This window comes from Antarctobacter sp. (genome assembly GCF_965277915.1).
GTDB lineage: Bacteria > Pseudomonadota > Alphaproteobacteria > Rhodobacterales > Rhodobacteraceae > Antarctobacter.
Genome location: NZ_OZ255849.1, coordinates 1,088,841 through 1,113,205, shown reverse-complemented (window position 1 = coordinate 1,113,205; position 24,365 = coordinate 1,088,841). Strand labels below are relative to the sequence as shown.

Sequence of the window (24,365 nt, the reverse complement as noted above, 5' to 3'; positions counted from 1 at the left end):
TCGCTTGTTGCCTAGGCGCCTATATGCGACCCAAAGGCAAAAGGGAAAGCGAATGGCAGACGAAAAGCGAAAGGTCCTGCGGGTGCGCGGCGCCGAGGCACGCGACTTCCTTCAGGGATTGGTGACAAACGACGTCTCCGGGCTGGACCGGGGGCTGGTCTATACTGCCCTGCTGACGCCACAGGGCAAGTACCTTGCCGATTTCTTCATGGTGCCCGAGGGTGAAAACGTGCTGCTGGACCTGGACGCCGAGCAGGCGCCATCGGTGTTGCAGCGGCTGACTATGTACAAGCTGCGCCGCCCGCTGGAGATCGAGGAAACCGATCTGGTCGTCAGCCGGGGCACGGGAGAGCCGCCAGAGGGCGCCTTTGCGGACCCCCGCCACCCCTCGCTTGGCTGGCGGGGCTACGCCGGGCAGACAGGCGACGCGGCAGACTGGGAGGCCCTGCGCGTGGCAGCCTGCGTCCCGGAAACCGGTGTCGAGCTGACGCCGGACACCTTCATCCTCGAGGTCGGGTTCGAACGGCTGCACGGGGTCGATTTCCGCAAGGGCTGTTTCGTCGGTCAGGAAGTAACCGCGCGGATGAAGCACAAGACCGAACTGCGCAAGGGTTTGGTCACGGTCGAGGTCGAGGGCAGCGCGCCCGTCGGCACCGAGATCATGGCCGGCGAGAAACCGGCGGGCACGCTCTATACCCAAGCCGAGGGCCGCGGCATCGCCTACCTGCGGTTTGATCGCGCCAAGGAAGACATGCGCGCCGGGGATGCCGTCGTGCGCATGCTGCCATGACCTGGCAGGCCCGCATCGCCAAGGCGCTGGGGGCCACTGTTTCCGATGCCCACCCCCTGCAGGGCGGCGATCTCTCGCAGGTGTTCCGGGCCGACCTGGCAGATGGGCGCCGGGTGGCGGTCAAGCTGGGCGCGCTGGTTGGAACCGAGGCACGGATGCTGACCGCCATGCGGGCCACCGGGGCAACGGTGCCGCGGGTGATCTGGGCCGGGGACGATCTGCTGTGCCTCGAATGGCTGGACGAAACGCGCCCCTCCCCCGATGCGTGGCAGGCCCTGGGCGAAACGCTGGCGCGCCTGCACGCTGTGACGGGGCGCCACTACGGCTGGGACACGGACTATGCCTTTGGCCGGGTCCGGATCGCAAACGCGCCCTGCGACAACTGGCCGGACTTCTGGGCCGACCGCCGGCTGCGCCCCTTCATTCCCGATCTGCCCGCCCCTCTGGCACGGCGTATCGAGGCACTGGCAGCCCGCCTGCCCGAGCATCTGCCGCAGGCCCCTGCCCCGGCGCTCCTGCACGGTGACCTGTGGACCGGAAACGCGCTCTTTTCGGGCGACAGTGCCTACCTGATCGACCCCGCCTGCTATCACGGGCATGGCGAGGTCGACCTCGCCATGCTGGAGCTATTCGGGCAGCCCGACGCGGCTTTCTGGACCGGGTACGGCGCCTGCGAACCGGGCCGCGGGACTCGCCGCCCGATCTACCAACTGTGGCCCGCGCTGGTGCACCTGTCCCTGTTCGGCGCGGGCTATCGCGGCCTGGTCGACAGGTTGCTGGATCAGCTTGGCGCCTGAAGCGGCTTTTCGAAAACCTGCACCGCCAACCTCGCCCCGGCTCCCTGCATCATGGCGGTACTGGCCTCGTTGAAATCATGTACGCGGGTCACCCATGAGCCACAGCCCAATGCCGCGCTCTCGGCCTCGAACCGGGCGACCAGGCGACGGGCCAAGCCGCGGCGCCGCCAGATCGGCGCAACGTAGACATGGTCCAGAAGCGCCATCTTGCGGGCGTGTTCCAACGCGGTTGCCGGCTGGTCGATGACCTGCCACAGCAGGTAGGCCCGCGCCACGCCCTCTGTCCGGTAGATCAAGGCGCGCGCACCTTCGGCCATCCTGTCCGCGAGAAAGCTTTGCAGATCTTTCTGTGCTCCCTCGGCGTGGAAACGCCAAGGCACATCGTTGACGTGGTGCGCGTTGAGCGCGGACAGCATCTCTGCCAATGCGGGAATGTCGCTGTCAGTTGCGGTGTCGATCATGAAAAAGGCCTCCTGGCATTGCGCCGGAGGCCCTTTCGTCAATGATATGTCACCCCCGGCAAGTTCGGGGGTATGTGCGCGCGAGCCCCGAGGTCAGGCGCGCTCGGCATATTCCATCGTTTCGGTGTTCACGACGATGTCCTCGTCCTGTCCGACAAAGGGCGGCACCGTGATGCGCACACCGTTGTCCAGAACGGCGGGCTTGAAGCTGTTGGCCGCGGTCTGGCCTTTGACCACCGGCTCTGTCTCGGCGATCTTGCAAACGACCTTTTGCGGCAGCGTCGCGTTCAGCGCCTCGGTGTCGTAGAATTCCACGACGATCGTCATGCCGTCCTGCAGGAAGGGGCGGCGCTCACCGAGGATATCCGCGGGCAGTTCGACCTGGTCGAATGTCTCGGTGTCCATGAAGGTCAGCATGCCGTCATTCTCGAACAGGAACTGCATGTCCTTCTGTTCCAGGCGCACGCGTTCGACCTTGTCGGCGCTGCGGAAGCGTTCGTTCAGCTTGGATCCGTTGCGCAGGTTCTTCATCTCGACCTGGGCAAAGGCGCCGCCCTTCCCGGGCTTGACGTGGTCGACCTTGACCGCGACCCAGAGACCGTCGTTGTGTTCCAGCACGTTGCCGGGGCGGATTTCGTTACCGTTGATCTTGGGCATGGTCAGAACCGTGGCAAAAGGTTGATGATAAGTTGACGGATCCTATATCTGGACTGTTAGCGTCTGGCAAGGCAACGTATGTCGTGCTGCACCTGCAGAAATCCATGCATAACATGCATGGCAGCTATGCCAAATCGGGGTATCCGAATCGGAACGAATGGTCCATAACCCGCGTTACGCCAGAAAACACAAGAGCAATAATCAAAGGTCGAAACATGAAGGATTTCGTTGACAGTACCGCGTTCAACGCTGAGCAAGGCAACCGCGCCCGCAAGCTGTTCGCCGCCGTGGTGCTGGCTGCACTGGACGATGCAATCGCCGACGACAAGAAGTACGGCAATGGCCCCGAACAGATCGCCCGCTGGGCGCGCTCGCGCGATGGACGCGAAGTGCTGTCCTGCGCCGGGATCGACCCCAATGAGCGCGTGGTTTCGGGACTGATGGAATTCGTGGGCAAGGGTGTGCGCACCTCTGTTGCCCTGTCGCGTGAAGAAAGCGAGCGCCGTCATGCAGCGCAGCAGGCCGAAGCCGCCTGACCCCAAACCATTCGAAGACCTATGAACTGACGCGCCCTTCACCGGGCGCGTTTTTTCATGGCCGAACGCATGACGTTGCGTCAATTCCGGAGGGTCCCGCAGCCCGCCGGCCGGGGTCAGTCAAAGTCCTGGTTCATCATGACGCGATGGATCTCGCGCCTTACCAGTTTACGCACGTTGCGGGTAATCCGCTCTCCAAGTGCGCCCTGCAATTCGCGCCGCACGATATCGGCGACCATGCCTTGCAGCACTTCTTCGCTCAGCTCGGCCACGGCGGATTTGGCCGTCGTCTCGGCCAGCGACCTGTCGGCGGAGGACACGTCGGCCTGGGTGGCCGGGGGCGCGGACGGCGCATCCGAACCGTGATCTTCCCAATCCAGCGAATCTGCCGTCCCGGCATGGCGGACAAAAGCGGGTTTGGCATGCAAGTCTTCGGCGTCTGGGGCATCCGGGGCGTCGATTGCCGCCCCTGAAGGCTCTGCCGGTGCAAGGTCATCCTCGCCGGCGGGGCCTGTCTCGGTCTCAACACCGTCGCCAAGCTGTTCGAAAACGGTTTCCTGCGCGGCGGCGGCAACCAGTTCTTCGATCACCCCGTCGGGGTCCGGCGCCTCACCCTCTTCGCCGCTTGAGACGGCAATGCTATCCTCGAGCGAAGCCGCCTCGTCCGACGGATCGTTGCCGGACGCCGGAGTCCAGTCCTGCGACTGGCGCTGAAGCATCGCTTCCAGCGTTGCGATCTTGCGTTCGATCGTATCCTCGTCAGCCTCCGCCTCTTCGGCGGCAAGAACCTCGTCGAGATCCAGCGGCTCGCCATCTTCCGTCCAATCGGCGTAGTCGGCGACAAGATCCGGCGTCTCCCCTGCCTCGTCGGCCTCGTCGCGTTCCAGAAGATCGGTCAGGCTGGCCCGTAGCGCGGCGATCTGCTCCGCCTCCGCGAGGTCCTCTGGCACCGGATCCTCTGGCAGATCGGTCGGCGCACCGTCGAGCACATCGTCAGCCATATCCGACGGATCTGATCCGGGTTCGCGATCACCGGGCTCCGCGATACGGGTCTCTGTCCAGTCGGCAACTTCGGGCAGTTCCCCGGCCGCATCGTCCTGTCCAAGGACCAATGTCGCCACGGGTGCCGGCGCCTCATCCGCCAGTTCAGGCAGATCAGAGGTCTCCGCCCGCGTCATCGGCGCATCCGGCAGTTGATCGACTTCATCCTCCGGCACGCGCAGCGCGGGCGACAGGACCAAGCGCTCTGCCATCTCTGGCGGAGCGCTCCGGCTCGGGCGTCCTTCTTCGGACACCAAGCGGCGGATGGAGGACAGCACGTCCTCTATTTCGACGTTCGTTACGGAATTCGACATTGTCCCTGCCACTCTAGCCTCGGGGCAGAGTGTACCTGCAAAGCGGGATCGCGCACAACAGATGCGAAAAAAACTACTCTTTTCCCAGCGCCTTCAGGACACGGTCCAGTTCGGCCCCCTGTTTCGACCGGTTGCGCGGCGCTTTCTTGACCAGGTTGTAATAGGCCGAGGGATCGAAAGATGGCACATCCAGGTGCAAGGCTTCGGCAGTCAGAAGGCCTAGCGACGACAGCACTTGGTACGAGGCGATGGCCTCATCTACCTGCGCCCCGACAAGGCTGGCGCGGGCATCGAGCAGTTCCTGCTCGGCGTCCAGCACGTCCAGCGTGGTCCGCGCGCCCAGCTTGGCCTCTTCCCGCACGCCGCGGAAAGCGACGGTGGCCGCACGCACCTGTTCCTCGAACGAGGTCCGATTGGCACGTGCAACGCGCAGGTTGGCATAGGCCTGGCCCACGTTCTGTTCGATTTCCGCAAGCACCACATGCAGGCGCCCGCGCTGCGCGTCACGGTTCGCCACGGCCTGGCGTTCGGCAGAATCAAGCCCGCCACCGGAATAGATCGGACCGCTGGCGCCAAGCGTGATCGAGCCACCGCGCGAATACGAGGAATTGTCGAAATTCTCGGTAAACCCGTAGCTGCCTTCGAGGCTGACCGTGGGTTTCTTTGCCCCCTTGGCGATCAGGATGGCCAGTTCCGCTGCAGTGACCGAGTGCTGCTGGGAAATCAGTTCCGGATGCTGGTAAAGCGCCTGTTTCTTCGCCTCTGCCACGCTGGTGGGCAGCTTGGGCAGCGAGCGCGGATTTTCCAGGTTGCGCGGCTTTACCCCTACGGCAGCAAGGTATTCCTCGCCCGCGACGATAAGGTCCCCCTGCGCGGCGGCCAGCGCGGCCCGCGCCTGGGCCAGTCGTGCCTCGGCCAAGGCAACGTCGGTCCGCGTCACCTCTCCCACTTCGAACCGGTCACGGGCGGCGCGCAGTTCCTGCTGGATGACGCGCACGTTGTTTTCGCGCAGCGCCGTCGTCTCGGCAAAGCGGCGGATGTTCATGAAGGCGGACACAGCGCGCAAGAGCACCTGCTGCTCGATCGCCACCAGTTGCGCACGCGTGGCTAGAACCTGTTCCTTGGCGGCATCGAGGCCCAGCTTGTTGCGGCCACCGGCATACAGCACGATTTCGGCAATCAAGTTGATGCTGGCGGTCTGGTTGATCCGCCCGCTTTCCACGAAGAAACCGAAGCTGTTCGTGCTGCCGCTGTAGCCGTATTCGCGGCGGATACTCCCGGTCCACCGCAACACCGGACGCAACTCGGCCAGGGCCTGGGCCACATCCTCATCCGCGGCACGCAGCGTGGCCCGGTTCTGTTCCAGCAACCCGCTGTTCATGTAAGCCGCGGTCAGAGCCTCGGCGAGTGTTTCAGACCAGGAGGGCGTCGCCATCGCCGCGACAAGCGCGATGCCGGCAGCCCCCCGAATGCATGTTCTGCGAATCCTGCCCAGCACCGCTATCCCCATTGCCCCGTTTGCCCCGGCCTTGTTTTCATCCGCCCCGACTAAAGAGCGAACGCGGCCTTTTTCTCAAAACCCTGAATGACCGGCGCCGTACCGTTGAAGGCAAAGCGCCAGTTGATGTGACCGTCCAGCTTGTGACCGATTTTCACGGTGCCAAGCGCGTTCTCCATGAAGATGACCGCGATACGACCGCCGTCCTTGAGCTGCGCCTCCAGCCCTTCCGGCAGAACCTCGACACCGCCTTCGATCACGATGGCATCGTAGGGCCCGTGTTCCGCGGCGCCTTCGGTCAGGGCGCCGGCCTGCAGCACGACGTTGTCGGCGTGATGCTCCGTCAGAAGCGCCTGGGCTTCGTCGACGAGGCTTTCATCCTCTTCGACCGCGACCACGGCTTCGGCGATGCGGGCGATGACGGCAGAGGAGTACCCATACCCAGCACCGATATCCAGAACGAGGTCCGCGTTGGTCAGGTTCAGCGCATCCAGGATCTTGGCAAAGACCCGCGGATCCAGCAGAACGCGTCCCTCTGCGAGGTCAACATGCTCGCTGGCATAGGCGGCCTCGATGCGGTCACTGGGCACAAAGGCCTCACGCGGAACGCTCAGCATCGCGTCTATGATCGGAAACTCCGTGACGTCCGACGGGCGTACCTGTGTATCGACCATCATCCGGCGGCGGGTGGCGAAGTCTGTCATGCACTAAACTCTTTCGTTCAGAAGCTTGGTAGAGGTTGTGCCACAACTGGTTTGACGCGGCAATGACCCAAGCCAGCAAACTTTGCGAGTGTGACCGCAGAACCCGCCAAAGGTGATTTGAGAAATCTGCTTGACGGGGATCGAGGTTGCGCCTAATCAGACGGCCACTCTGGCGAGTTGGCGGAGTGGTGACGCAGCGGATTGCAAATCCGTGTACACCGGTTCGATTCCGGTACTCGCCTCCACCTTATTCTATCGAGCCTTTCGGTATTTTGCGGCCCCGCCAGGGGGCCTAGGTATCGCACGGCTTACAGGGCGCTTTTCAGTCCCCGGGTAATCCCAACGGTTACCCGCAAAAGGCCGTCGGTGTCTCTCCTCGCGGCCCTTGGTTATTCTCAGCGATAGCACCTGTTCAGGATGTCAGGCCCAGCCCCGAATGGTGACCGAACTCCGGAGTCGAGCGGCGGGTATCCCAGGATTCGAGGCAGACCTCGGCCAGAGCGTTGACTCACTCGGCCTTGGCCAACTCGGCCGTGCCCGTGTCAACCATCGGCGCAACCTGCGTCCGGCCGGTACGCAGCGCGGAGACATGCCAGAATACGGGCCGGCCCGCGATACAGGGTGAAGGATCTCGCACCGGCTGCCGCCAGTGTGGGACCGGTCCGCGCCGCGTACAACGCAATCATCACTGCCCCCCTTTCCGGCCACTTGGCCCTCTGGGCCGCCTTGCGCCCAGCTATTTCGGCTTTCGTCAGATTGCGATGCACCTCTTCGGTGACCTGCGGCACCTGAGCGGGGTAGCTTTCAAAGACGTTGCCCGAATGGCGCAGGCCCCTGTCCATACAGACCTCGACTTCTTTGAGCGCACAGCCCGCCGTGGCCGCCGTGCCCCGCATATCCCAAGGGCGCATCTCGTCGTGGATGCGCGCCTTCATCGGTCTGGGAGGTCAGTAGCAGCGGCTGTTCCCGGACGAAAATCACGCCGGCGACTGATATATCGCATTTTGCCTCGGCTCCGGCCAAAGGCCGAACGGCTACGGCCTCCACGACATTTTCGGGCGTGTCTGAGTGTAGGACGGCTAGCCGGCTCGCCCCCTTTCCTGCACCGACAGACCGGCGGGAATCACCGGTCCCAAGTGTCCATCAACCTATGACGCCGCCTAGCTCTCTTCCAGCCCAAGAAGTTTCGTCAAGCGTCGGGCAAGCTCCTTTTCGGTCATGGCGCCGCCGATTTCCTGGTTGTCCAAGGCCCCGATGGCAGCGCGCGTCTCATCGTCGATGGGTGAGAAAAAGCCGTTCTCCGAGGTCGCCAGGACGAAGCGGCGCGCAAATGAATTGCCCCGGATCTCACCCAGCATCTGCAATTGGCGCCCGTTGGACTTGTCCGCCAGGACCACGCGGTTGTTAAGACTGACCTTGACGTAGGGCTCTGGCACCTCGCTTTTCGAAGGCGCCTTGAGATCGTGGATCATCAGGCCCTCGGGCTTGGGCTCTTCTCGGCGGCGCGCCTGGTCCTGCTTCATCTTGGTAAAGCCGCCGTTGCTGATCGTATCGGCCAACCGCCGGATCGTGCCTGAATTCTCCTGTATCAGCTTCCGCGCCTTCACGTCCTCGGGTCTTGGTCCGTCCCGCTTGGAAAAAATATCCATCCCTGTTCCTCCCTGGATGATGGGGGAACCGCGCCCGGCGGATCCCCCGGTTGCATTGCCTCAGGCCAGATCGAAGCGGTCCGCGTTCATGACCTTGACCCAGGCGGCGATGAAGTCACTGACGAAATGATCCTCGTTGCTGCCGCTGGCATAGTATTCGCTGAGGGCACGCAGCTGCGAGTTCGAGCCGAAGACCAAGTCCACCCGCGAGCCGCTCCATTTCTTCGCCCCGCTTGCCCGGTCGCAGCCCTCGAACAGCCGTTCGGACGCGTCCACCGGCAGCCACTCGATCTCCATGTCCAGGATGTTGCGGAAGAAATCATTGCCCAGAACGCCCGGACGATCGGTCAAGACGCCGGTGGCCGAGGATTGGTAGGTCGCGCCCAGGACACGCAAGCCGCCGACAAGCACCGTCATTTCCGGCGCGCTCAGTCCCAGCAGTTGCGCCTTGTCCACCAGAAGCGCCTCCGCCGGGTAGGTAAAGGCGGTCTTCTCGTAGTTGCGGAACCCGTCCGTGGCCGGTTCCATCGGCTCAAAGGACGCGGCGTCGGTCTGGTCTGCACTGGCATCCGTCCGCCCCGGGGTAAATGGCACCCGAACCTCGCGTCCACCATCGCGGGCCGCCTTTTCGATGGCGACGGCGCCGCCCAGCACGATCATGTCGGCAAGCGAGACCAGTTTGCCTCCGGAGGCGTCCCGGTTGAAGGCGTTGCGAATGCCCTCGAGCACCTCCAGCACAGACGACAGGCGGGCCGGTTCATTCGCTTCCCAGTCCTTTTGCGGGGAGAGGCGGATGCGCGCGCCATTGGCGCCGCCGCGCTTGTCCGACCTGCGAAAGGTCGAGGCCGAGGCCCAGGCCGTCCAGACCAGATCCGCCACCGACAGGCCAGACCCAAGGATGTCCCGCTTGAGGCGTGCGGCGTCCTCCTCGTCGATCAGGGCATGATCGACCGGCGGCACCGGGTCCTGCCAGATCAGATCCTCGTCCGGCACCTCCTTGCCCAGGTAACAGGCGCGGGGCCCCATGTCGCGGTGGGTCAGCTTGAACCAGGCCCGGGCAAAGGCTTCGGCGAATTCCTCGGGGTTCTCGTGGAACCGCTTGGAGATCGGGCCATAGATCGGGTCCATGCGCATGGCCATGTCGGCGGTGGTCATCATGACCGGCACCTTGGCGGTCGAGGCATCGACCTGCGGCGCGTGATCCTCCTCCGCCAATCCCTTGGCGTGCCAGATATGCGCGCCCGCGGGGCTTTTCGTCAGCTCCCAGTCATAGCCGAAGAGCACGTCGAAATAGCCCATGTCCCATTGCGTCGGGTTCGCGGTCCAGGGCCCCTCGATGCCCGAGGTCGTGGTGTCCACCCCCTTGCCGCTCTTGTGCGCGTTTCTCCAGCCAAAGCCCATTTCCTGCAATGCGGCGGCCTCTGGTTCGGCGCCGACCAATGCCGGGTCACCCGCCCCATGCGCCTTGCCGAAGGTGTGCCCGCCGGCGACCAGCGCCACGGTTTCCTCGTCGTTCATCGCCATCCGGCCGAATGTCTCACGGATGTCACGGCCCGAGGCGAGCGGATCGGGGTTGCCGTTGGGCCCCTCGGGATTGACGTAGATCAGCCCCATCTGCACGGCGGCCAGCGGGTTGGCCAGATCGCGGTCGCCGGAATAACGGCTGTCGCCCAGCCATTCGGTTTCCGTCCCCCAGAAGATGTCCTCTTCGGGCGCCCAGACGTCCTCTCGCCCGCCGGCGAAACCGAAGGTGCGGCCCCCCATGCTCTCGATGGCGACGTTTCCGGCCAGGATCATCAGGTCGGCCCAGGAAATCGCGTTGCCGTATTTCTCCTTGATCGGCCAGAGCAGGCGGCGCGCCTTGTCCAGGTTGCCGTTGTCGGGCCAGGAATTCAGCGGCGCAAAGCGCTGGGTCCCGGTCGAGGCCCCGCCGCGCCCGTCCGCGGTGCGATAGGTGCCCGCGCTGTGCCAGGCCATGCGGATGAAGAAAGGACCGTAATGACCATAGTCGGCGGGCCACCAGTCCTTGCTGTCGGTCATCAGCGCGGTCAGGTCCGCCTTGACCGCGTCCAGGTCCAGCGCCTTGAACGCCTCGGCATAGTCAAAGCCCTCGGGCGCGGGATCGGCCACGGGCTGATGCTGGTGCAGGATCGTCAGGTTGAGCTGGTTGGGCCACCATTCCCGGTTGCCGGTCCCCGCCACGTTGGTTGCCCCGTGCATCACGGGACATTGCCCCGCCTGACGCATGTCGTTTCCGTCCATCATTGTCTTCCTCGTACGGTCTCTTGTCGGTTTTTGCCCCCGCGTGCCCGGGGGACGTGGCGACGGCCCGCGCCGTGCGGGCCGTCGAAAGCGTGATCAGATGTTCTGCCGGTTCATCTCTGCGGCGATGAAATCCGCCTGCCGAATGGCCAGCGCCACGATGGTCAGCGTCGGGTTTTCCGCCGCGCCGGTGGTGAACTGACTGCCGTCCGAGACAAAGAGGTTGGCAATGTCGTGCGACTGGCCATGCGCGTTGACCACCCCGTCCTGCGCATTGGCCGACATGCGGTTGGTGCCCAGGTTGTGCGTCGACGGATAGGGCGGCGTCGGAAAGACCCGCGTGGCCCCTACCGCATCGTAGATCGCCATGCCCTGCTTGTAGGCGTGGTCGCGCATCGCGATGTCGTTGGGGTGATCGTCGAAATGCACGTTGACCACCGGCAGGCCGTGCGCGTCCGTCACATCGGCGTTCAAGGTCACGCGGTTGGTTTCCTGCGGCATGTCCTCGCCCACGATCCACATGCCGGCCATGTTCTCGTAGTGATCCAGCGCGGTGGTGAACTCGCGCCCCCAGGCGCCCGGATCGAGGAAGGCCGCCATGAAAGGCAGGCCCAGCGCCAGCGTCTCGAGCTCGTACCCGCCGACGAACCCGCGCGAGGGATCGTGCCGCGCCTCGTCCTGGATGATGCCGGCCATCGTGGTACCGCGCCACATGCGCACCGGCTGATCGAAAACCGCGTAGACCGACCCGGTGGTGTGCCGCATGTAGTTGCGCCCCACCTGCCCCGAGCTGTTGGCCAGCCCGTCCGGGAACATCGACGAGGCCGAGTTCAGCAGCAGTCGCGGACTTTCGAAGGAGTTCCCGGCGACACAGACCACCCGCGCCTTCTGCAGCTGCAGGTTGCCATCCGCGTCGAAATACTCGACCCCCGTCACCTTGCCGTCCGCATCGTGCAGGATGCGCGCCGCGTGGCAGTTCTCGCGCACTTCGAGGTTGCCGGTCGCCTCGCCGCGCGGAATGTCCGTATAAGCCGCCGACCACTTGGCGCCCCACTTGCAGCCCTGGAAACAAAAGCCCGTCTGCTGGCAGGCCATGCGGCCGTCATTGTCGGCCGAGTTGATCGCCATGCGGCCGGTGTGGACCTCTTCGTAGCCCAGGGCGCGCGCGCCCTTCTCGAAGACCTTGAAGTTGTTGTTGCCCGGCAGGCCCGCACGGCCATTGGTACGGGTCACGCTCAGTTTGTCTTCGGCCCGGGTGTAATAGTCGTCCATTTCGCGCGGGTCGATCGGCCAGTCCAGCAGGTTGGCACCCGGCACGTCACCATAGGTCGTCTTGGCCTTCCACTCGTGATCCTGAAACCGAAGGCTGGCGCCCGCCCAATGCGTCGTGGTGCCGCCGACAGCCTTGACGATCCAGGCAGGCAACCCGGCGAAATCCCTGGCCACCCGCCAGTCACCCGAGGTCGTGCGCGGATCGGTCCAGGCCAGCTGGCCAAAGCTGTCCCACTCGTCGTTGATATAGTCGTCCGGCAGGTAACGCCCGCCCGCCTCCAGTGCCACGACGGACACGCCTTTCTGGGCCAGTTCGTTGGCCAGAACGCCGCCGCCCGCGCCGGTCCCGATGATGACGACGACCCCGTCGTCGGTCAGGTCAAATGGTGCAGTCATTGCTCTTGCCCCCTCAAAGCCAGTTGATGTCGTCGAAACCGCGATACAGGTAACCGCCTTCGGAGTAGCTCTCGCCCTCGTAGCCGAAGATCGGCCAGACGGCCTTCTGGTTATAAAGACCGGTCACGAGGCCGCCCCGGATCTGCTGAAAGAAGGCGCTGTCCTCGATGCCGCGCAGCACCGCGACGCGGTCGCGTTCCCAGCCGATGTCGAGGTAGCCGGAATGCCCGGTGGCGCGCGCCGCCTCGTTCAGCATGGCGACACCGGCCTCGATGGCCGGGGCGGCCTCGGCGGTGTCGTAGCCCTTGACGGCCAGCGCATAGAACCGATCGGCGACCTGGTCATGCGGGTAGATGTCCCGCGCCATCTGGATCAGCACCGCCATCGTACCGGGCGCCAAGTGATCCACCTCCATCGCCCAGTTCTCGGCCTCGGCCCGACCGGCGACAAAGCCCGCGCCGATGGCAAAGCTGGCGCCCAGCGCCGCGCTTTGCGACAGCAACTGGCGACGTGTCAGGGTTTTCATTGTCTTGGACATCGTCTCTCCTCCTCCTTGGATCCGGGTCACTGGAAACGGCCGCCGCGCTGCAGCACCTCGATCTGGTAGCCGTCGGGATCAGCCACGAAGAAGAAGCGGGCGAAGGGCTTGCCGTCGTGATCGAAGCTGACCAGCTTGCGCGGCGAGAGACCGGCAGCGGTAAAGCGCGCATGTTCGGCATCGACGTCCTCGACGCTGAAGGCGAGGTGGCCATAGCCATTGCCCAGGTCGTAGGGGTCGGTCGCGCCGGAATTGACGGTCAGTTCCAGTTCGAAACCGGTCTCGTCGTTGGACAGGTAGATCAGCGAAAACCCGTCGAAATCGACGCGCTGCGCCACCTCCAGCCCGAATGCCTCGCGGTAGAAGGCGATCGAACGGTCCGCGTCCAGCACGCGGATCATGGAATGAATTGCCTTGGCCATGTCTGTCCTCGGTACTTGGGTATCAGGGGCCCTGCGGCGTGCCGTGGGGAGGACGCCGCAGGGCGGGACCGCCCCGCCCCGCGCCTTGCGGCGCCGGGAAAGGCGGTCGGGGAGTAACTTCAGGGAACGATCACGCCGCGCCCGGTAAAGCGCCGGTTCTTGAAGTCATCTATGGCCTGGTTGATGTTCGCCAGCTTGTATTCGGTCTGGTGCATCTTCACCTTGCCGTCGGCGTTCAGCTCCATCAGCTCGACCAGTTCGATGTAGTCGCCCACGAGGCTGCCACCGATCTTGATCTCGTTGGCCACCAGGTCCAGCGTCGGGATCTCGATCTGGCCGCCATAGCCGACCATGATCAGCTCGCCGCCCTGACGGAGCAGCTTCCAGCAGATGTTTTCCACGCCCAGTTCACCGACGAAGTCGATCACCACATGGGCGCCGCCGCCGGTGATGTCCTTGACCTGCTCGATCAGGTCCGGGCCGCCGTCCAGCACCACGTCCGCGCCAAGATCCTTGGCCAGTTGCTGTGCCGCCGGTTCCCGGTCCACCGCGATCACCCGCCCGCCGCTGATGTGCTTGAGGCATTGCAGCGCGATATGGCCCAGCCCGCCGATGCCCAGAAGCACGGTCCAGGACCCGGGATAGGACAGCCGCGCCGCCTTTTTCGCCGCGCGGTAGGCGGTGATGCCCGCATCCGCCATCGGTGCGACGGACAAGGGCGTGATGCCGGTGTTCAGCTTGATGAGCGATTTTTCCGAGGTCTTGAAATACTCGGCAAAGCCGCCATCTATCCCCAGCCCCGGAAAGGTGCCGTGATCGCAGTACATGTCATGGCCATAGCGGCAGTTCAGGCAGATGCCGCAACTCTGGAACGGGTGGCAGATCACCGCGTCGCCCGGCTTGACCGAGGTCACGGCGCTGCCGACATCCTCGACCCAGCCGGCGTTTTCGTGGCCCATGACATAGGGCAACAGGCTGCCCTGGGTGTCCATGATGTCCTTCCAGACACCTTCGATGATATGGAGGTCGGTCCGGCAGAGCCCCGCCGCACCGACCTTGACGACCACCTCGTTGGGAGCTGTGATTGTGGGGGGAGGAACGTCTTCAATCTTCAGCTCCACGTTCATCGCGGGGTCGTATTCGTACAGTCTTGCAGCCTTCATGGTCTTGTCTCCTGATCTGAGGGATGTGGCGGCGCGGCGGGTCCGTACCCGTCGCGCCGCGTGACGGGGTTAGGGACGACCCAGCAGCTCGGCGCCGCCGCCAAGGGCCGGGCCCTCGGTCGGGTCGGCCTCGCCTTCGTCCAGATCGCCCACCAGGGTCTCTGTGGTCAGGATCAGGGTCGCGACAGAGGCGGCGTTGACCAGCGCAGAGGCCGGAACGCGCGCCGGATCGATGATCCCCGCCTCGTACATGTCACCGAAGGCGCCGGTCGCCGCGTCGTAGCCATGTCCCTTTTCGGCCCCGGCCACCGTCTCGGCCACGGCGTCAGGATCGGCCCCGGCGTTTGTCGCGATGCGCCGAACGGGCTGCGTCAGGACGGAACGGACCAGCTCGATCCCCTTGCCGATGTCCCCGATCGCCGAGAGGTTCTCGAGCACCGGCGCCGCCTGCGCCAGCGCGGTCCCACCCCCGGCGACAACACCGTCCTCGGCCGCTGCGCGCACGGCACAGAGCGCATCCTCGATCAGCTGGATCTTGCGTTTCTGCTCGACCGGGGTGAAGCCGCCCGCATAGATGATCGCGCTGCCACCCGAGAGCTTGGCCAGCCGCTCGCGAAGCTTGTCCTGCTCGATGTTCGGCGGCGCCACCTCGTACATGCGCTGCACCTGGTTGCGGCGGGCGACGACGGCGTCGTGATCGCCTTCGCCCCGCAGGACGCTGGTCGACGAGGAGCTCGAGCGCACCATTTCCGCCCCGCCCAACTGCGCCAGGGTCACGTTCTCCAGCTTCTTGCCCAGGTCGCGCGACAGCACCTCGCCGCCGGTGATGATGGCAAGATCATCCATCATCGCGGTGCGCCAGTGGCCGTATTCCGGCGGGTGCACGATCAGGAACTTGCCCGCGCCGCCGTTTTCCAGCAGGCGGATGACCACCTCGGGCGCGATCTCCTCGGCGATGATGGCCAGCGGGCGACCCTCGCCCTCGGCAATCTCGATCGCCTTGTCCAGGATCGACGGCTGAAGGATCTTCTGATCCGTCATCAGGATCAGCGGGTTACGCAGCACCGCCTCCATGTGCTCACGGTCGGTGACCATGTGGTGCGAGATGTAGCCGCGCTCGAAGGACATGCCTTCCATGACTTCCATGGTGGTGTCGATGGTGACGCCGAAATCGGCCGAGATGACGCCCTCGCGGCCCACCCGGCGCCAGGCCTCGGCCACCAGGTTCCCAAGTTCGGGATCGGTGGCGGAGACGCGCGCCACGGCCTCCAGGTACTCGGGGTGATCCTCGCAATCGCGCGAGGTCTCGTCGATCTCGGCCACGATGCGGCTGACCGCCATGTCGATGCCCTTGCACAGATCGACCGGCTTGACGCCACTGTCCGTCGACGCCACGCCCTTCTGGATCAGCGCATTGGCCAGCACGATGGCGGTGGTGGTGCCGTCGCCGGCGACCTCGTTGGTCTGCATCGATACCTCGCGCACGACCTGAGCGCCCATGTTCTCGAAACGGTCGGTCAGCTCGATCTCGGATGCGATCGACACCCCGTCGCGGGTGATCAGCGGGGTGCCCACGGGGCGATCCACCATCGCGTTCAAACCCTTCGGTCCCAGTGTCGGCTCCACCGCCGCCGCCAGCCGCGCAACACCGCGTGCCAGCGCCTTGCGGGCAAAGTTTCCGTGTACAAGCAATTTGGCCATGTCTTCCTCCTTCGCCGCACGGGGCTCCGTGGGCGTCTCCCTGATTTCTCTTGGTTGTCAGTCGGTCAGCGCCGGGTGGCGTGTTCCTCTCGCGGCGGCACGCGGCCCGCGATGAAATCCACCAGCGTCGGTCCCTCGGGGCCGATCTCGACCTCCTTGTAGCGGGTCGATGCCAGTCCACGGCACAGCGCGCCGTTGAATTCCATGTTGATCCGCGTGCCTTTCAGCCGCACCAGATGCGTCGCCAGTTCCTGCGCCTCGATGGCCTGCCCTTCCCAGGTCGGAAAAGCCAGATCCTCCGGGTTTTCCGCCAATCCCTGGTCAAGCAGCAGGTCGCGATAGCGCGGCTTCTGCCGCTCTTCCTCTTCGCCATGCATGGTGATGCGATCGAAGCCAGCCAGTGTCAGCGAGACGATCTCCGCCTCGGTCAACCCCTGGGCCTGCAACGCCAGCAGCATGACCTCTTGCCGCCGGTCAAAAGCCTTGGCGCGGAAGGTGTCGACCACCTCGGCCAGGTTGGCCCCGTCGCAGTATTGCGCAAAGACCTCTTCGAACGGCTTGCCGCTGTTCACACCCTCGTTGACCTCGTCGCCAAAGCAATGGTCGTTCAGCGTGACCTGCACCTCCTGCACCCAGGGCAGCGCGCAGACCTCTGCGCGGATCCCGAAGGCCATGAGGAAGGCAAAGTTGGGCGAGCACCAGTAGGTGGGCAGGCGAAACTCGACCTCGACGCGCTTGGAGCCGATGACCTCGGCACGCTCGACGAATCCCATGTCGGTGATGGGTTCGTCGAGCTCCGGATCGGTCACCGCCTCAAGGCTTTCCCAGAGCTCGCACTCGAGGTCCGCCTTGATGATGTCCGTCAGCATGGCCTTACTCCGCCGCGATCTGGACCGGGGCGCCGGCGAGCTGCCGCTTCTTGGCCTCGACGTCGATGCCATAAAGCCGCGCCGCGTTCAGACCCAGGATCTTTTCCTTGATCTCGTCGGTCAGCTGCACGCCGCGTTCTTCGGCGATGTCGTCGGGGATCTGGAAGTTCCAGAACTTCTCGACCAGCCAGTTCGGCGTCCAGATAGCGTAGTCCGAGCCGAACAGGATCTTGTCCTCGCCGACCCAGAACAGCAGCTCTGCCATGACCTCGGCGAAATAGCGCGGGCGGGCATGGATGAAGGGCAGCGCCACGGCGAGACCGGCATAGACGTTGGTTTCCTGCACGGCGATCCAGCAGAAATCGTCCAGGCGCGGCAGGCCGCAGTGTTCCACGATCCAGTTCAGGTTCTGGAAGTCGGTCGCCGCATAATCCACGTCATCGACGTTGAACGCGTCCTTGGACAGCGGGATGATGGTCGGGCCCTTGTGGACGTGGATGTTCTTGATGCCCAGCTTCTCGCACAGCTCAAAGCACTTGTAGGCGGCCGGATCGTTCAGCGCCCAGCCCTTGCTGTCGCCGTTCCATTCCGCCGTGTACATCTTGACGCCCTGGATATCGAAGTTCTCTTTCATCCAGTGGATGTATTCCAGCGCCTTTTCGCCATCGCGCGGGTCGAAGCTGCCATTGACGATAAAGCGTTCGGGATGCCGCTTGGCCATCTCGGTCGACCGTTCGAGGCAGCCGAACCCGTTCTTGTAGAAATCCCTCAGAACGGTCGTCTGGATGATCGCCATGTCATCCGGCCCGTCGACAAAGAGATCGCGATAGATGTCGTCCTCGGAGTATTTCTCGAACCGCGCCTTTTCCCACAGTTCTTCCTGCGGGCTGAGGTTGGTGTGGTAGGCGTAGAAACACTCGATGAATTGCTTGCCATGCACGTTGGCCTGGTTCTCGGGGCTGCCGTCCCAGAAATGGGTGTGGCCGTCGAGAACGAAGATTTCCTTGCCGTCCGGTGTCTTGTACATGAGATCCTCCCTGGAATTCTGTCGGTTTGGCTGGGGATGAGGGGGCCGGTGCGCCCGGCCCCCCGTGGGGCTGGCAAGCCCTCAGATGTATTCCATGACCTCGTTCATGTCGCCGAAGAGGATGACGGTGTCGTCATCGACCCGGACCATCCGGCCATAGTGGGTGGAGGTGTTGACCTCGAAGGTCTCGGCGGTCATCTCGCGGCCCAGGAACTCGGTGATCTCGCTCATCTTGAAGATCAGCTTGCCTTCGCCGTCGATCCGGATGGTCGCCGGGTTGTAGGTGATCGTGACCTTGGGGTCGTTCTCTTCCATGAACTCGGCGATGGCCCTGGCCTCGACACTGTCGTTCATGGTGACGCCGCACTGGTGCGAGACCTCGCGCGAGGTCAGGTCGATGTCCTTCATCGACTTGAAGATGTTCTGCTTGGTCGCGTCACGCGCTACGTTTGACATCAGTCTTTTCCTTCTTGTGTTGCGATTAGCGGCTGAGGCCGAGTTCCCCGAGGATCTGGCTGATGCGCTCATGCGACACGGCCTTCACATCCTCGAACGAGACGGGCTTGGAATGCGGTTGCGACCAGATCGGCTGCAGCGCGGAGGCGGCCTTGTCGGCCAGGTCGCCATGCTTGTTCAGCCAGGACTGGAACAGCGCCTTGTTGTGGGCACCGTGCTGTTCGTCGTTGGCCAGCAGGTAGATCAGGTCGACCGTGTTCGCGAGGTTGCGCTCGTAGTCGGCCTCGGCCGCCGAGATCACCGGGGGCGTGATGAAGTCGTTGTTCGCCGCCGCCGCCTGCATCAGGAAGCCCGAGCGGAACAGTTCGCCCACCAGCGGTTCAAAGACGATGTTGATGGCGAAATACTGTTCGAGGTAGTCCTCGCAGCCCATGATCGTCTCGATCGCCTCGCGGCAGGGCTGCCAGATCGGGTCCTCCAGCCAGGCCTGCTTGCCGAGCGTGTCGTCCCAGCCCTCGATGTCCATGCCGATCTCGGCCAGGTACAGGGTGATGTCCTGGGACAGGCGCATCTTGTAGGACGAGTTGGTCAACGTGGCGTTGTTGATCATCTGGGTGTAGCCGTAGCGCTGCGCCTGCATGAGCGAGGTGCCAAGGCCGAATTCCGCATGTTTCCACGCGCCCAGATGCTTTTGCAGGATCTTGGTCCAGACCTTGTCGAAGGCCGCAGGCGCGCCGGCCTTGCGGGCGTTCGAGATGACGCTCTGCACCATCGTCTCGATCTTGGCCTGGCGCTGGTAGTGGGTGCGTTCCCACTCCTGGTCCGGCGCGCGGAAGGCGTGCCAGTTCGACGACAGCGCGGCGGTGTTGTCCTTCTGGTAGGCGCCGCCGCCCTTGCCGCCCTCGAACTCGATGATCCAGTTCTGGATCAGGTAGCGTTCGGGATCGGGCTGGACGTCGACGGTGACGTCCTCGTAGTGGGTCGCCCGCTTGCCGCGCGGCTCGAAGTAGTTGTACTTGCGGCTCTTCGAGCCGACGAAGACGGCCGCGCCTGCTGCCCCGGATCCCACCGAGCTTGATGTTGCTACCATAGTAGCCTCCCTTGTCTGGTTTTACGTTCGCGTCACTTGCGTTCGGGCCGGTATCAGTGGCCCGAAGAACCGGAAGTGGGCGTGAACTTGTCGTAGAAGATGCGGTCCGTATCGAAGTCGTGCATGAACAGGACCGGTGTCAGCGCGTCGATCATCGGTGGCGGACCACAGGCGTAGACGTCGCCTTCGCCGTCGATCCCCAGTTCCTTCAACCGCCGGTCGACGCATTCGTGGACAAAGCCGCGCTCGCCGGCCCAGCCGTTGCCCTCTTCCTCGTGGCTGAGCACGGGGATGAATTCGACACCAGGATGCGCGTCCGTCAGGGCACCGATCTCGTCCAGCTTGAACAGGTCGGACTGCGACCGGGCACCGTAGAAGAAGTAGACCGGGCGGTCCTCGCCGCTGGTCAGGTGGTCATTCAGGATCGACCAGACCGGCGACATGCCGGATCCGGCACCAACCAGCACTACGGGTCCTTCCCGTTCTTCGCGTCGGAAGCACATCCCGTAGGGTCCTTCGACGGAGACTTCGGCTCCGGCCTTGATTCCTCCGTCGTCGAGTTCGTTCGAGAACCGTCCGTCGGGGTATTTCTTGATGATGAAGGAGAGTTTTTGGGTTTCGCTCGGCGGATTTGCCATGGAGAACGAACGTGTAATCTCCTCCCCCGCTTCCGTCCTGACCGTGATGTCGACATATTGGCCCGCCCAGAATTTCAAAGGCGCATCCAGTTCGATCTGGACGCCACGAATGTCGTGGGTCAGCTTTTCAAAGCCGGTGATCTTGCCGCTGAACTGCTTGACCGGGATGGACTTCGACAGCACCTCCTCGTCGTAGTTGAGCAGTTCGATCTCGACGTCGCTCCAGGCCAGGGTGCGGCACATGAGGACGTGGCCGCTGTCCTTTTCCATGTCGTTGAGCGCGAAGGTCGAATATTTCAGCATCTCGGTTTCGCCGTCCAACTGGACGCATTTGCAGGCCGAGCACTGCCCTTCCTTGCAACCGTGCGGCAGGGCAATGCCCTGGCGGAATGCGGCGTCGAGGATGGTCTCGTTCTCCTCGACCTCGAATTCCACGCCAACCGGTTCCAGTCGGACTGTGTGGACGTCCGTCATCTTTTCTTCTCCCTGATCCTTCTCACGCCCCGTCCGGGCGTCGGGTCTGGTGGGGAAGGCCGCGCACGGCCTTCCCGGTTTTCTGCGTCAGTTGCAGGGATTGATGGTGAAGCCCGCGCGGTATTCCGCGATGTGGGCCTCACGCTCGGCCGGCGACATGGCGCGCAGAGCGTTGAGCGGCGAAGCAAGGGTGTTGCCGCGGACGTGCTCCAGCTTCCACATGTCCTTGTCGTCGAACCGCAGGTGCGGCTGCGGCACCAGCGTCTCGCCGTCTTCGCGGACGAAGTTGAGGTCCTTGATGGCGTCGGCCAGGTCCCAGCCGTCGTACATCGACTCCCATTCGCGCTTGCCCGAGAACTTGCCCATCGCCGGGGTCGGCCGGCCCTGGTACTCGTCCGCGAAGGCCTCGACGGCGGTCCAGCGATCCAGCTCGTGGGCGAAGGTGTGCAGCTGCCCGTCGATCTCGTCGACGACCATGTCCTCGCGGATCAGGCAGGGCACGAGGCAGGACCAGCAGCGGTGCGGATAGACGTAGCCCACGTCCTCGTTGAAGGTGATGACCTTCTCGCCCGGCGTGCTCAGTTTCGCGTGCCACTTCCAGAATTCACCGAATTCGGCATACCAGCCCGGGTACTTGTGCTCGAACCACTCGAAGTCCTTCTCGGTCTGGGCCTCGATCCGCCAGAAGTTGACGGGCCAGCCGACGGTGAAGAACTGGGCGACCTTGTGGACGTAGTTCTTTTCGGTGATCCGCTTCCAGGCTTCCTGAACGTCGTCGTGGTGGATTTTCACGCCGTACTTTTCAAGCGGCAGCATGTAGGTCCGGTAGTAGTCTTCAAAGATCCACCGGTGCCACATCTCCGCGTAGGATTCCTTTTCCTTGTCGCGGTTGGTGGTGCCGTACTCGATAAAGGTCCCGATGGCGGCGTCCACGATGGCATGGTTCTGCCAGAAGGCGTAGCGCAGGTCGCGTTCCAGAAGCAGGTGGTTCTCCGGCTCTTTCAGCGCGGCCATCAGCAGCGAGTGACCGTTGCCGATGTGGCGGCTTTCGTCCGACTGCACCGACAGGAACACGGTCGGCAGCGCATAGTCGCCATTCCGCGCCGCTTCAGAAGGCATGGCCACGAAGAGCGTGTTGGTGAAGGCGGTCTCGGCAACCACCGTCAGGTACATGCAGGCGGCGGTCATCGTGTCGCCCGTGATGAACCCTTCGCCGAACTGGCGGCCGATGGTGGTGGCGTAGCACTTGCCAAAGGCCTCTTCGGTGATGTCGAAGCCCGCCGGGTCGATGTAGTTCTCCATGTACCACTTCTTCAGGTTCATCTGAATCGTGGAGTGACGGAATTCATCGACCATCTGCATGGTAAAGCCGGTGCGCAGATCCTCGCCCGGCGACAGGCGTGCGACCATCGCCATCGAACGCGCGGCCGAGATTTCCGGGAAGGGGATGATGGCCAGGAAGAGCTTCATCCACTCGATCCAGCGCGGCTCCACGTTGCGGAACATGTCACCGCGCAGGGCGGCATCAAGTGCGCCATAGACGCGGTTGTCCTTTTCCTCTTCCATCGGGAAGTAGGAACGCAGGACCTGTTTCATCGGGTCACGCGGGGCCTTGGTGATCTTGTAGTCCGTGGGGAAGGTGCTTGCTTCCTGGACATACGTGGGGTTCCACCCGAGATCCGAGATCTTCTTGGTGGCCTCCCCGACCGAAATGCCACGCTGAGACGTGATTTTGTTCAACGTCAAAGTCATGCCATGAGCCTCCTTTCAAGCTCTGCGGCCGGTAGACCGACCGCTGTTTCAGGCGACAGGCGTCGCCGGTTCATTGGCCGGACGACACAGCGTCCGGCACGGATCACGGCAAAGGTTGGAAAGTCCGGCCCACCGTCAGCGCCTCCGGCCTGTATCCGGCTGCGAGGAATTGCTGCGGTGCGGCTTCCACTCCTTCGTTCTTGCGCGCCTGCCATCGGGGCGAGGCGTCATGTTGTGCCAATCCAATAGGCAAGCGGCGTTCCAGACCGGGCCAGAAAGGGCGAAAAAAGAGAAACTTCCCCATTATCCGTCTGGTTTTGTTAGTTTTTATTTTTTGATTTTTTCTTCGGCACCCCAGGTCTGTTTCCTGGGAAACTGCGTCAGGACGTCACAGTGTTACGCAGCGTTACACCAGGACGTTACAGTGAACGCTGGACATTACGGACGGCCGTACTACGGCGTTACACTTGCCACTGGGCAATGACGCGCAAGCTCATGGGAAGATGGGTGTTTTCAGGCCGGTTTGCGCCGCAGTGCAGCACGGGCAATGCCGCAGTCCTGCCGGTACTTCGCGGCGACACGGCGCGAGACGGCGATGCCCTCATCGCGCAGTTGCCGGGCAAGATCAGCGTCCGACATTGGTGAGGTCGGGTTCTCTGCCTGGACAAGCGCCCGGATGCGGGCCTGGACCTGCGCCTTGCAATGGCCCCCGCTAAGCCGAGAAACCGATCCGGGGCAAAGGGTGCGCGCGGGGATCACTCCCTGCGGGGTCTCGATGAGGTAGCCGTTCATGACACGGCTGACCGTGCTGGTGTGAAACCCCGTCGCCTCTGCCAGGTCGGCCTGTGTCAGGGGGCGCAGCGCGGCGTCTCCGCGGTCCAGAAATCCGGTCTGACGGGCGATCAGCGCCTCGATCACCTGCCGGGTCGCGGACTGGCGCAGGTGCAGAGCGAATTTCAGACCGCGCGCCTGCTTCAACGCCTCGGCTAGGTCCGGGTTGTCCCCGGACCGCGGAATGGCCGCGATTTCGACGGTGGGCTCCGTGTCACGGTTGAACCGGACCTTCCAGGCCCCGTCCTCGCGCGTCACACGCGCGTCGGGTTCGCGGGTCAGGGCCGGGTCCACATCGAACCGCGCACCGGGTTTCGGATCCAGCGTGCGGATCTGCGCCAGGCAGGCGCTTACGGTCTCGGTGGAAAGCCCCGCCTTGTCGGCCAGCGCATCCGCCCCTCCGGTCTGCAAGGTGTCCAGATGCGAAAGCACCGCTTCCATCTCGGGCGAAACCTCGCCCCGTTCGGTCAATTGCAGATATAGGCACTCGCGCAGATCCCGCGCGAACAACCCGGTGGGCGAAACCCGCTCCTGCACCAGCTTCAGGGTCGCTTCGACCAAGGCCTCGCGGATACCAAGATCCCGCGCGATCCGGCCAAGATCGGCCTTGATCCATCCGCTGGGCTCAAGGTCTTCCATCAACAGGGTGATGATCCGGGCCATCAGGCCGCCGCGCGACAGGAGATCGGACAATTCCGCTTGCACATGGGCAATCAGGCTGCCCGCGCCTTCGGCAAGGGTTGCCTCCAGCGCGTCGCTGGCGCCGAGGCCGACCAGGAACCGCCGCCTTGGCCGGCGCACCAGAAGATGCGGATTGACCTCGGCCACTTGTGTCAGCAGTTCGGTCACTTCCGCCGCCGTCAACCGCAACAGTGCCATGGATTGATGCAGGACAAACGTCTGCGTCTGCCGCGTGACATGTCCCAGCGCCGGCGTCATGCCACCCGCGCCTTTTGCAGGGCGCTCGTGGATTTTTCTGGCCGCAAAGCCCCCCCCGCGCCTAGACTGGCCACAACCACAACGGCGA

23 protein-coding genes and 1 tRNA gene are annotated in these 24,365 nt (G+C 63.9%); 4 read left to right on the top strand and 20 right to left on the bottom strand.

The window, feature by feature from the left end:
- The first annotated feature begins 52 nt into the window (after positions 1–52).
- The gene (gene ygfZ, locus ACQY5B_RS06260; RefSeq protein WP_420325931.1) at positions 53–790 is read left to right on the top strand and encodes a CAF17-like 4Fe-4S cluster assembly/insertion protein YgfZ; all 738 of its coding nucleotides are present in this window, start codon (positions 53–55) and stop codon (positions 788–790) included.
- The gene (locus tag ACQY5B_RS06255; protein WP_420325932.1) at positions 787–1,587 is read left to right on the top strand and encodes a fructosamine kinase family protein; all 801 of its coding nucleotides are present in this window, start codon (positions 787–789) and stop codon (positions 1,585–1,587) included. Before ygfZ ends, ACQY5B_RS06255 begins: the two co-directional genes overlap by 4 nt.
- On the opposite strand, the gene ACQY5B_RS06250 is transcribed toward ACQY5B_RS06255, so the two are convergent.
- Entirely contained in the window at positions 1,572–2,048 is a 477-nt protein-coding gene (locus ACQY5B_RS06250) for a GNAT family N-acetyltransferase (protein ID WP_420325933.1), read from the bottom strand. The genes ACQY5B_RS06255 and ACQY5B_RS06250 overlap by 16 nt on opposite strands.
- A 93-nt stretch (positions 2,049–2,141) precedes the next feature.
- Positions 2,142–2,705, bottom strand: coding sequence for an elongation factor P (gene efp / locus ACQY5B_RS06245; protein WP_305971708.1), 564 nt, complete (start codon positions 2,703–2,705; stop codon positions 2,142–2,144).
- A gap of 215 nt (positions 2,706–2,920) precedes the next feature.
- On the opposite strand from efp, the gene ACQY5B_RS06240 reads away from it, so the two are divergent.
- The gene (locus ACQY5B_RS06240) at positions 2,921–3,241 is read left to right on the top strand and encodes a DUF6280 family protein (RefSeq protein WP_043146277.1); all 321 of its coding nucleotides are present in this window, start codon (positions 2,921–2,923) and stop codon (positions 3,239–3,241) included.
- A gap of 116 nt (positions 3,242–3,357) precedes the next feature.
- Here the strand turns inward: ACQY5B_RS06240 and ACQY5B_RS06235 are convergent, their stop codons facing one another.
- The 3 genes from ACQY5B_RS06235 to ACQY5B_RS06225 form a co-directional block, all read right to left on the bottom strand.
- Positions 3,358–4,494 carry a hypothetical protein gene (locus ACQY5B_RS06235; RefSeq protein WP_420325934.1) on the bottom strand — a complete coding sequence of 379 codons (1,137 nt, stop codon included), beginning with the start codon at positions 4,492–4,494 and terminating at the stop codon, positions 3,358–3,360.
- 175 nt (positions 4,495–4,669) lie between these two features.
- A complete protein-coding gene (locus tag ACQY5B_RS06230) occupies positions 4,670–6,106 on the bottom strand; it encodes a TolC family outer membrane protein (protein WP_420325935.1) in 1,437 nt (478 codons plus the stop codon).
- A 38-nt stretch (positions 6,107–6,144) separates the two neighbouring features.
- Positions 6,145–6,798, bottom strand: a complete 654-nt coding sequence (locus ACQY5B_RS06225; RefSeq protein WP_305971705.1) for a protein-L-isoaspartate O-methyltransferase family protein — start codon at positions 6,796–6,798, stop codon at positions 6,145–6,147.
- A 171-nt stretch (positions 6,799–6,969) separates the two neighbouring features.
- On the opposite strand from ACQY5B_RS06225, the gene ACQY5B_RS06220 reads away from it, so the two are divergent.
- A tRNA-Cys gene (locus tag ACQY5B_RS06220) sits at positions 6,970–7,043 on the top strand.
- A 297-nt stretch (positions 7,044–7,340) separates the two neighbouring features.
- Here the strand turns inward: ACQY5B_RS06220 and ACQY5B_RS06215 are convergent.
- The 15 genes from ACQY5B_RS06215 to ACQY5B_RS06145 form a co-directional block, all read right to left on the bottom strand.
- Complete coding sequence (locus ACQY5B_RS06215; RefSeq protein ID WP_420325936.1) at positions 7,341–7,733, bottom strand: hypothetical protein; 393 nt, start codon at positions 7,731–7,733, stop codon at positions 7,341–7,343.
- Between the two features lie 225 nt (positions 7,734–7,958).
- Positions 7,959–8,447 (bottom strand): hypothetical protein, encoded by a 489-nt coding sequence (locus ACQY5B_RS06210; protein ID WP_420325937.1) that lies wholly within the window; start codon positions 8,445–8,447, stop codon positions 7,959–7,961.
- A gap of 60 nt (positions 8,448–8,507) precedes the next feature.
- Positions 8,508–10,709, bottom strand: coding sequence for a catalase/peroxidase HPI (katG, locus tag ACQY5B_RS06205; RefSeq protein ID WP_420328700.1), 2,202 nt, complete (start codon positions 10,707–10,709; stop codon positions 8,508–8,510).
- A gap of 96 nt (positions 10,710–10,805) precedes the next feature.
- On the bottom strand, positions 10,806–12,377 hold the full coding sequence (locus ACQY5B_RS06200) for a GMC family oxidoreductase (protein WP_420325938.1): 1,572 nt from the start codon (positions 12,375–12,377) through the stop codon (positions 10,806–10,808).
- 13 nt (positions 12,378–12,390) lie between these two features.
- Positions 12,391–12,915, bottom strand: a complete 525-nt coding sequence (locus tag ACQY5B_RS06195) for a twin-arginine translocation signal domain-containing protein (RefSeq protein WP_305972229.1) — start codon at positions 12,913–12,915, stop codon at positions 12,391–12,393.
- A gap of 26 nt (positions 12,916–12,941) precedes the next feature.
- Positions 12,942–13,337: a VOC family protein gene (locus tag ACQY5B_RS06190; RefSeq protein ID WP_420325939.1), complete on the bottom strand. Its 396-nt coding sequence runs from the start codon at positions 13,335–13,337 to the stop codon at positions 12,942–12,944.
- Positions 13,338–13,456: 119 nt separating this feature from the next.
- A complete protein-coding gene (locus ACQY5B_RS06185) occupies positions 13,457–14,500 on the bottom strand; it encodes an NAD(P)-dependent alcohol dehydrogenase (protein ID WP_305972227.1) in 1,044 nt (347 codons plus the stop codon).
- A gap of 69 nt (positions 14,501–14,569) precedes the next feature.
- Positions 14,570–16,201, bottom strand: coding sequence for a molecular chaperone GroEL (locus tag ACQY5B_RS06180; RefSeq protein WP_305972226.1), 1,632 nt, complete (start codon positions 16,199–16,201; stop codon positions 14,570–14,572).
- A gap of 65 nt (positions 16,202–16,266) precedes the next feature.
- On the bottom strand, positions 16,267–17,070 hold the full coding sequence (locus ACQY5B_RS06175; RefSeq protein WP_306043816.1) for an iron-sulfur cluster assembly protein: 804 nt from the start codon (positions 17,068–17,070) through the stop codon (positions 16,267–16,269).
- 4 nt (positions 17,071–17,074) lie between these two features.
- Positions 17,075–18,097, bottom strand: coding sequence for an amidohydrolase family protein (locus ACQY5B_RS06170; RefSeq protein ID WP_420325940.1), 1,023 nt, complete (start codon positions 18,095–18,097; stop codon positions 17,075–17,077).
- 81 nt (positions 18,098–18,178) lie between these two features.
- On the bottom strand, positions 18,179–18,553 hold the full coding sequence (locus ACQY5B_RS06165) for an MmoB/DmpM family protein (RefSeq protein WP_305972223.1): 375 nt from the start codon (positions 18,551–18,553) through the stop codon (positions 18,179–18,181).
- A 25-nt stretch (positions 18,554–18,578) separates the two neighbouring features.
- Positions 18,579–19,643 carry an aromatic/alkene monooxygenase hydroxylase subunit beta gene (locus ACQY5B_RS06160; RefSeq protein WP_305972222.1) on the bottom strand — a complete coding sequence of 355 codons (1,065 nt, stop codon included), beginning with the start codon at positions 19,641–19,643 and terminating at the stop codon, positions 18,579–18,581.
- A 53-nt stretch (positions 19,644–19,696) separates the two neighbouring features.
- Positions 19,697–20,755 (bottom strand): 2Fe-2S iron-sulfur cluster-binding protein, encoded by a 1,059-nt coding sequence (locus tag ACQY5B_RS06155; RefSeq protein ID WP_305972221.1) that lies wholly within the window; start codon positions 20,753–20,755, stop codon positions 19,697–19,699.
- Positions 20,756–20,842: 87 nt separating this feature from the next.
- Positions 20,843–22,507 (bottom strand): aromatic/alkene/methane monooxygenase hydroxylase/oxygenase subunit alpha, encoded by a 1,665-nt coding sequence (locus tag ACQY5B_RS06150; RefSeq protein ID WP_305972220.1) that lies wholly within the window; start codon positions 22,505–22,507, stop codon positions 20,843–20,845.
- A gap of 513 nt (positions 22,508–23,020) precedes the next feature.
- On the bottom strand, positions 23,021–24,277 hold the full coding sequence (locus ACQY5B_RS06145) for an RNA polymerase factor sigma-54 (RefSeq protein WP_420325941.1): 1,257 nt from the start codon (positions 24,275–24,277) through the stop codon (positions 23,021–23,023).
- Positions 24,278–24,365: the final 88 nt, after the last annotated feature.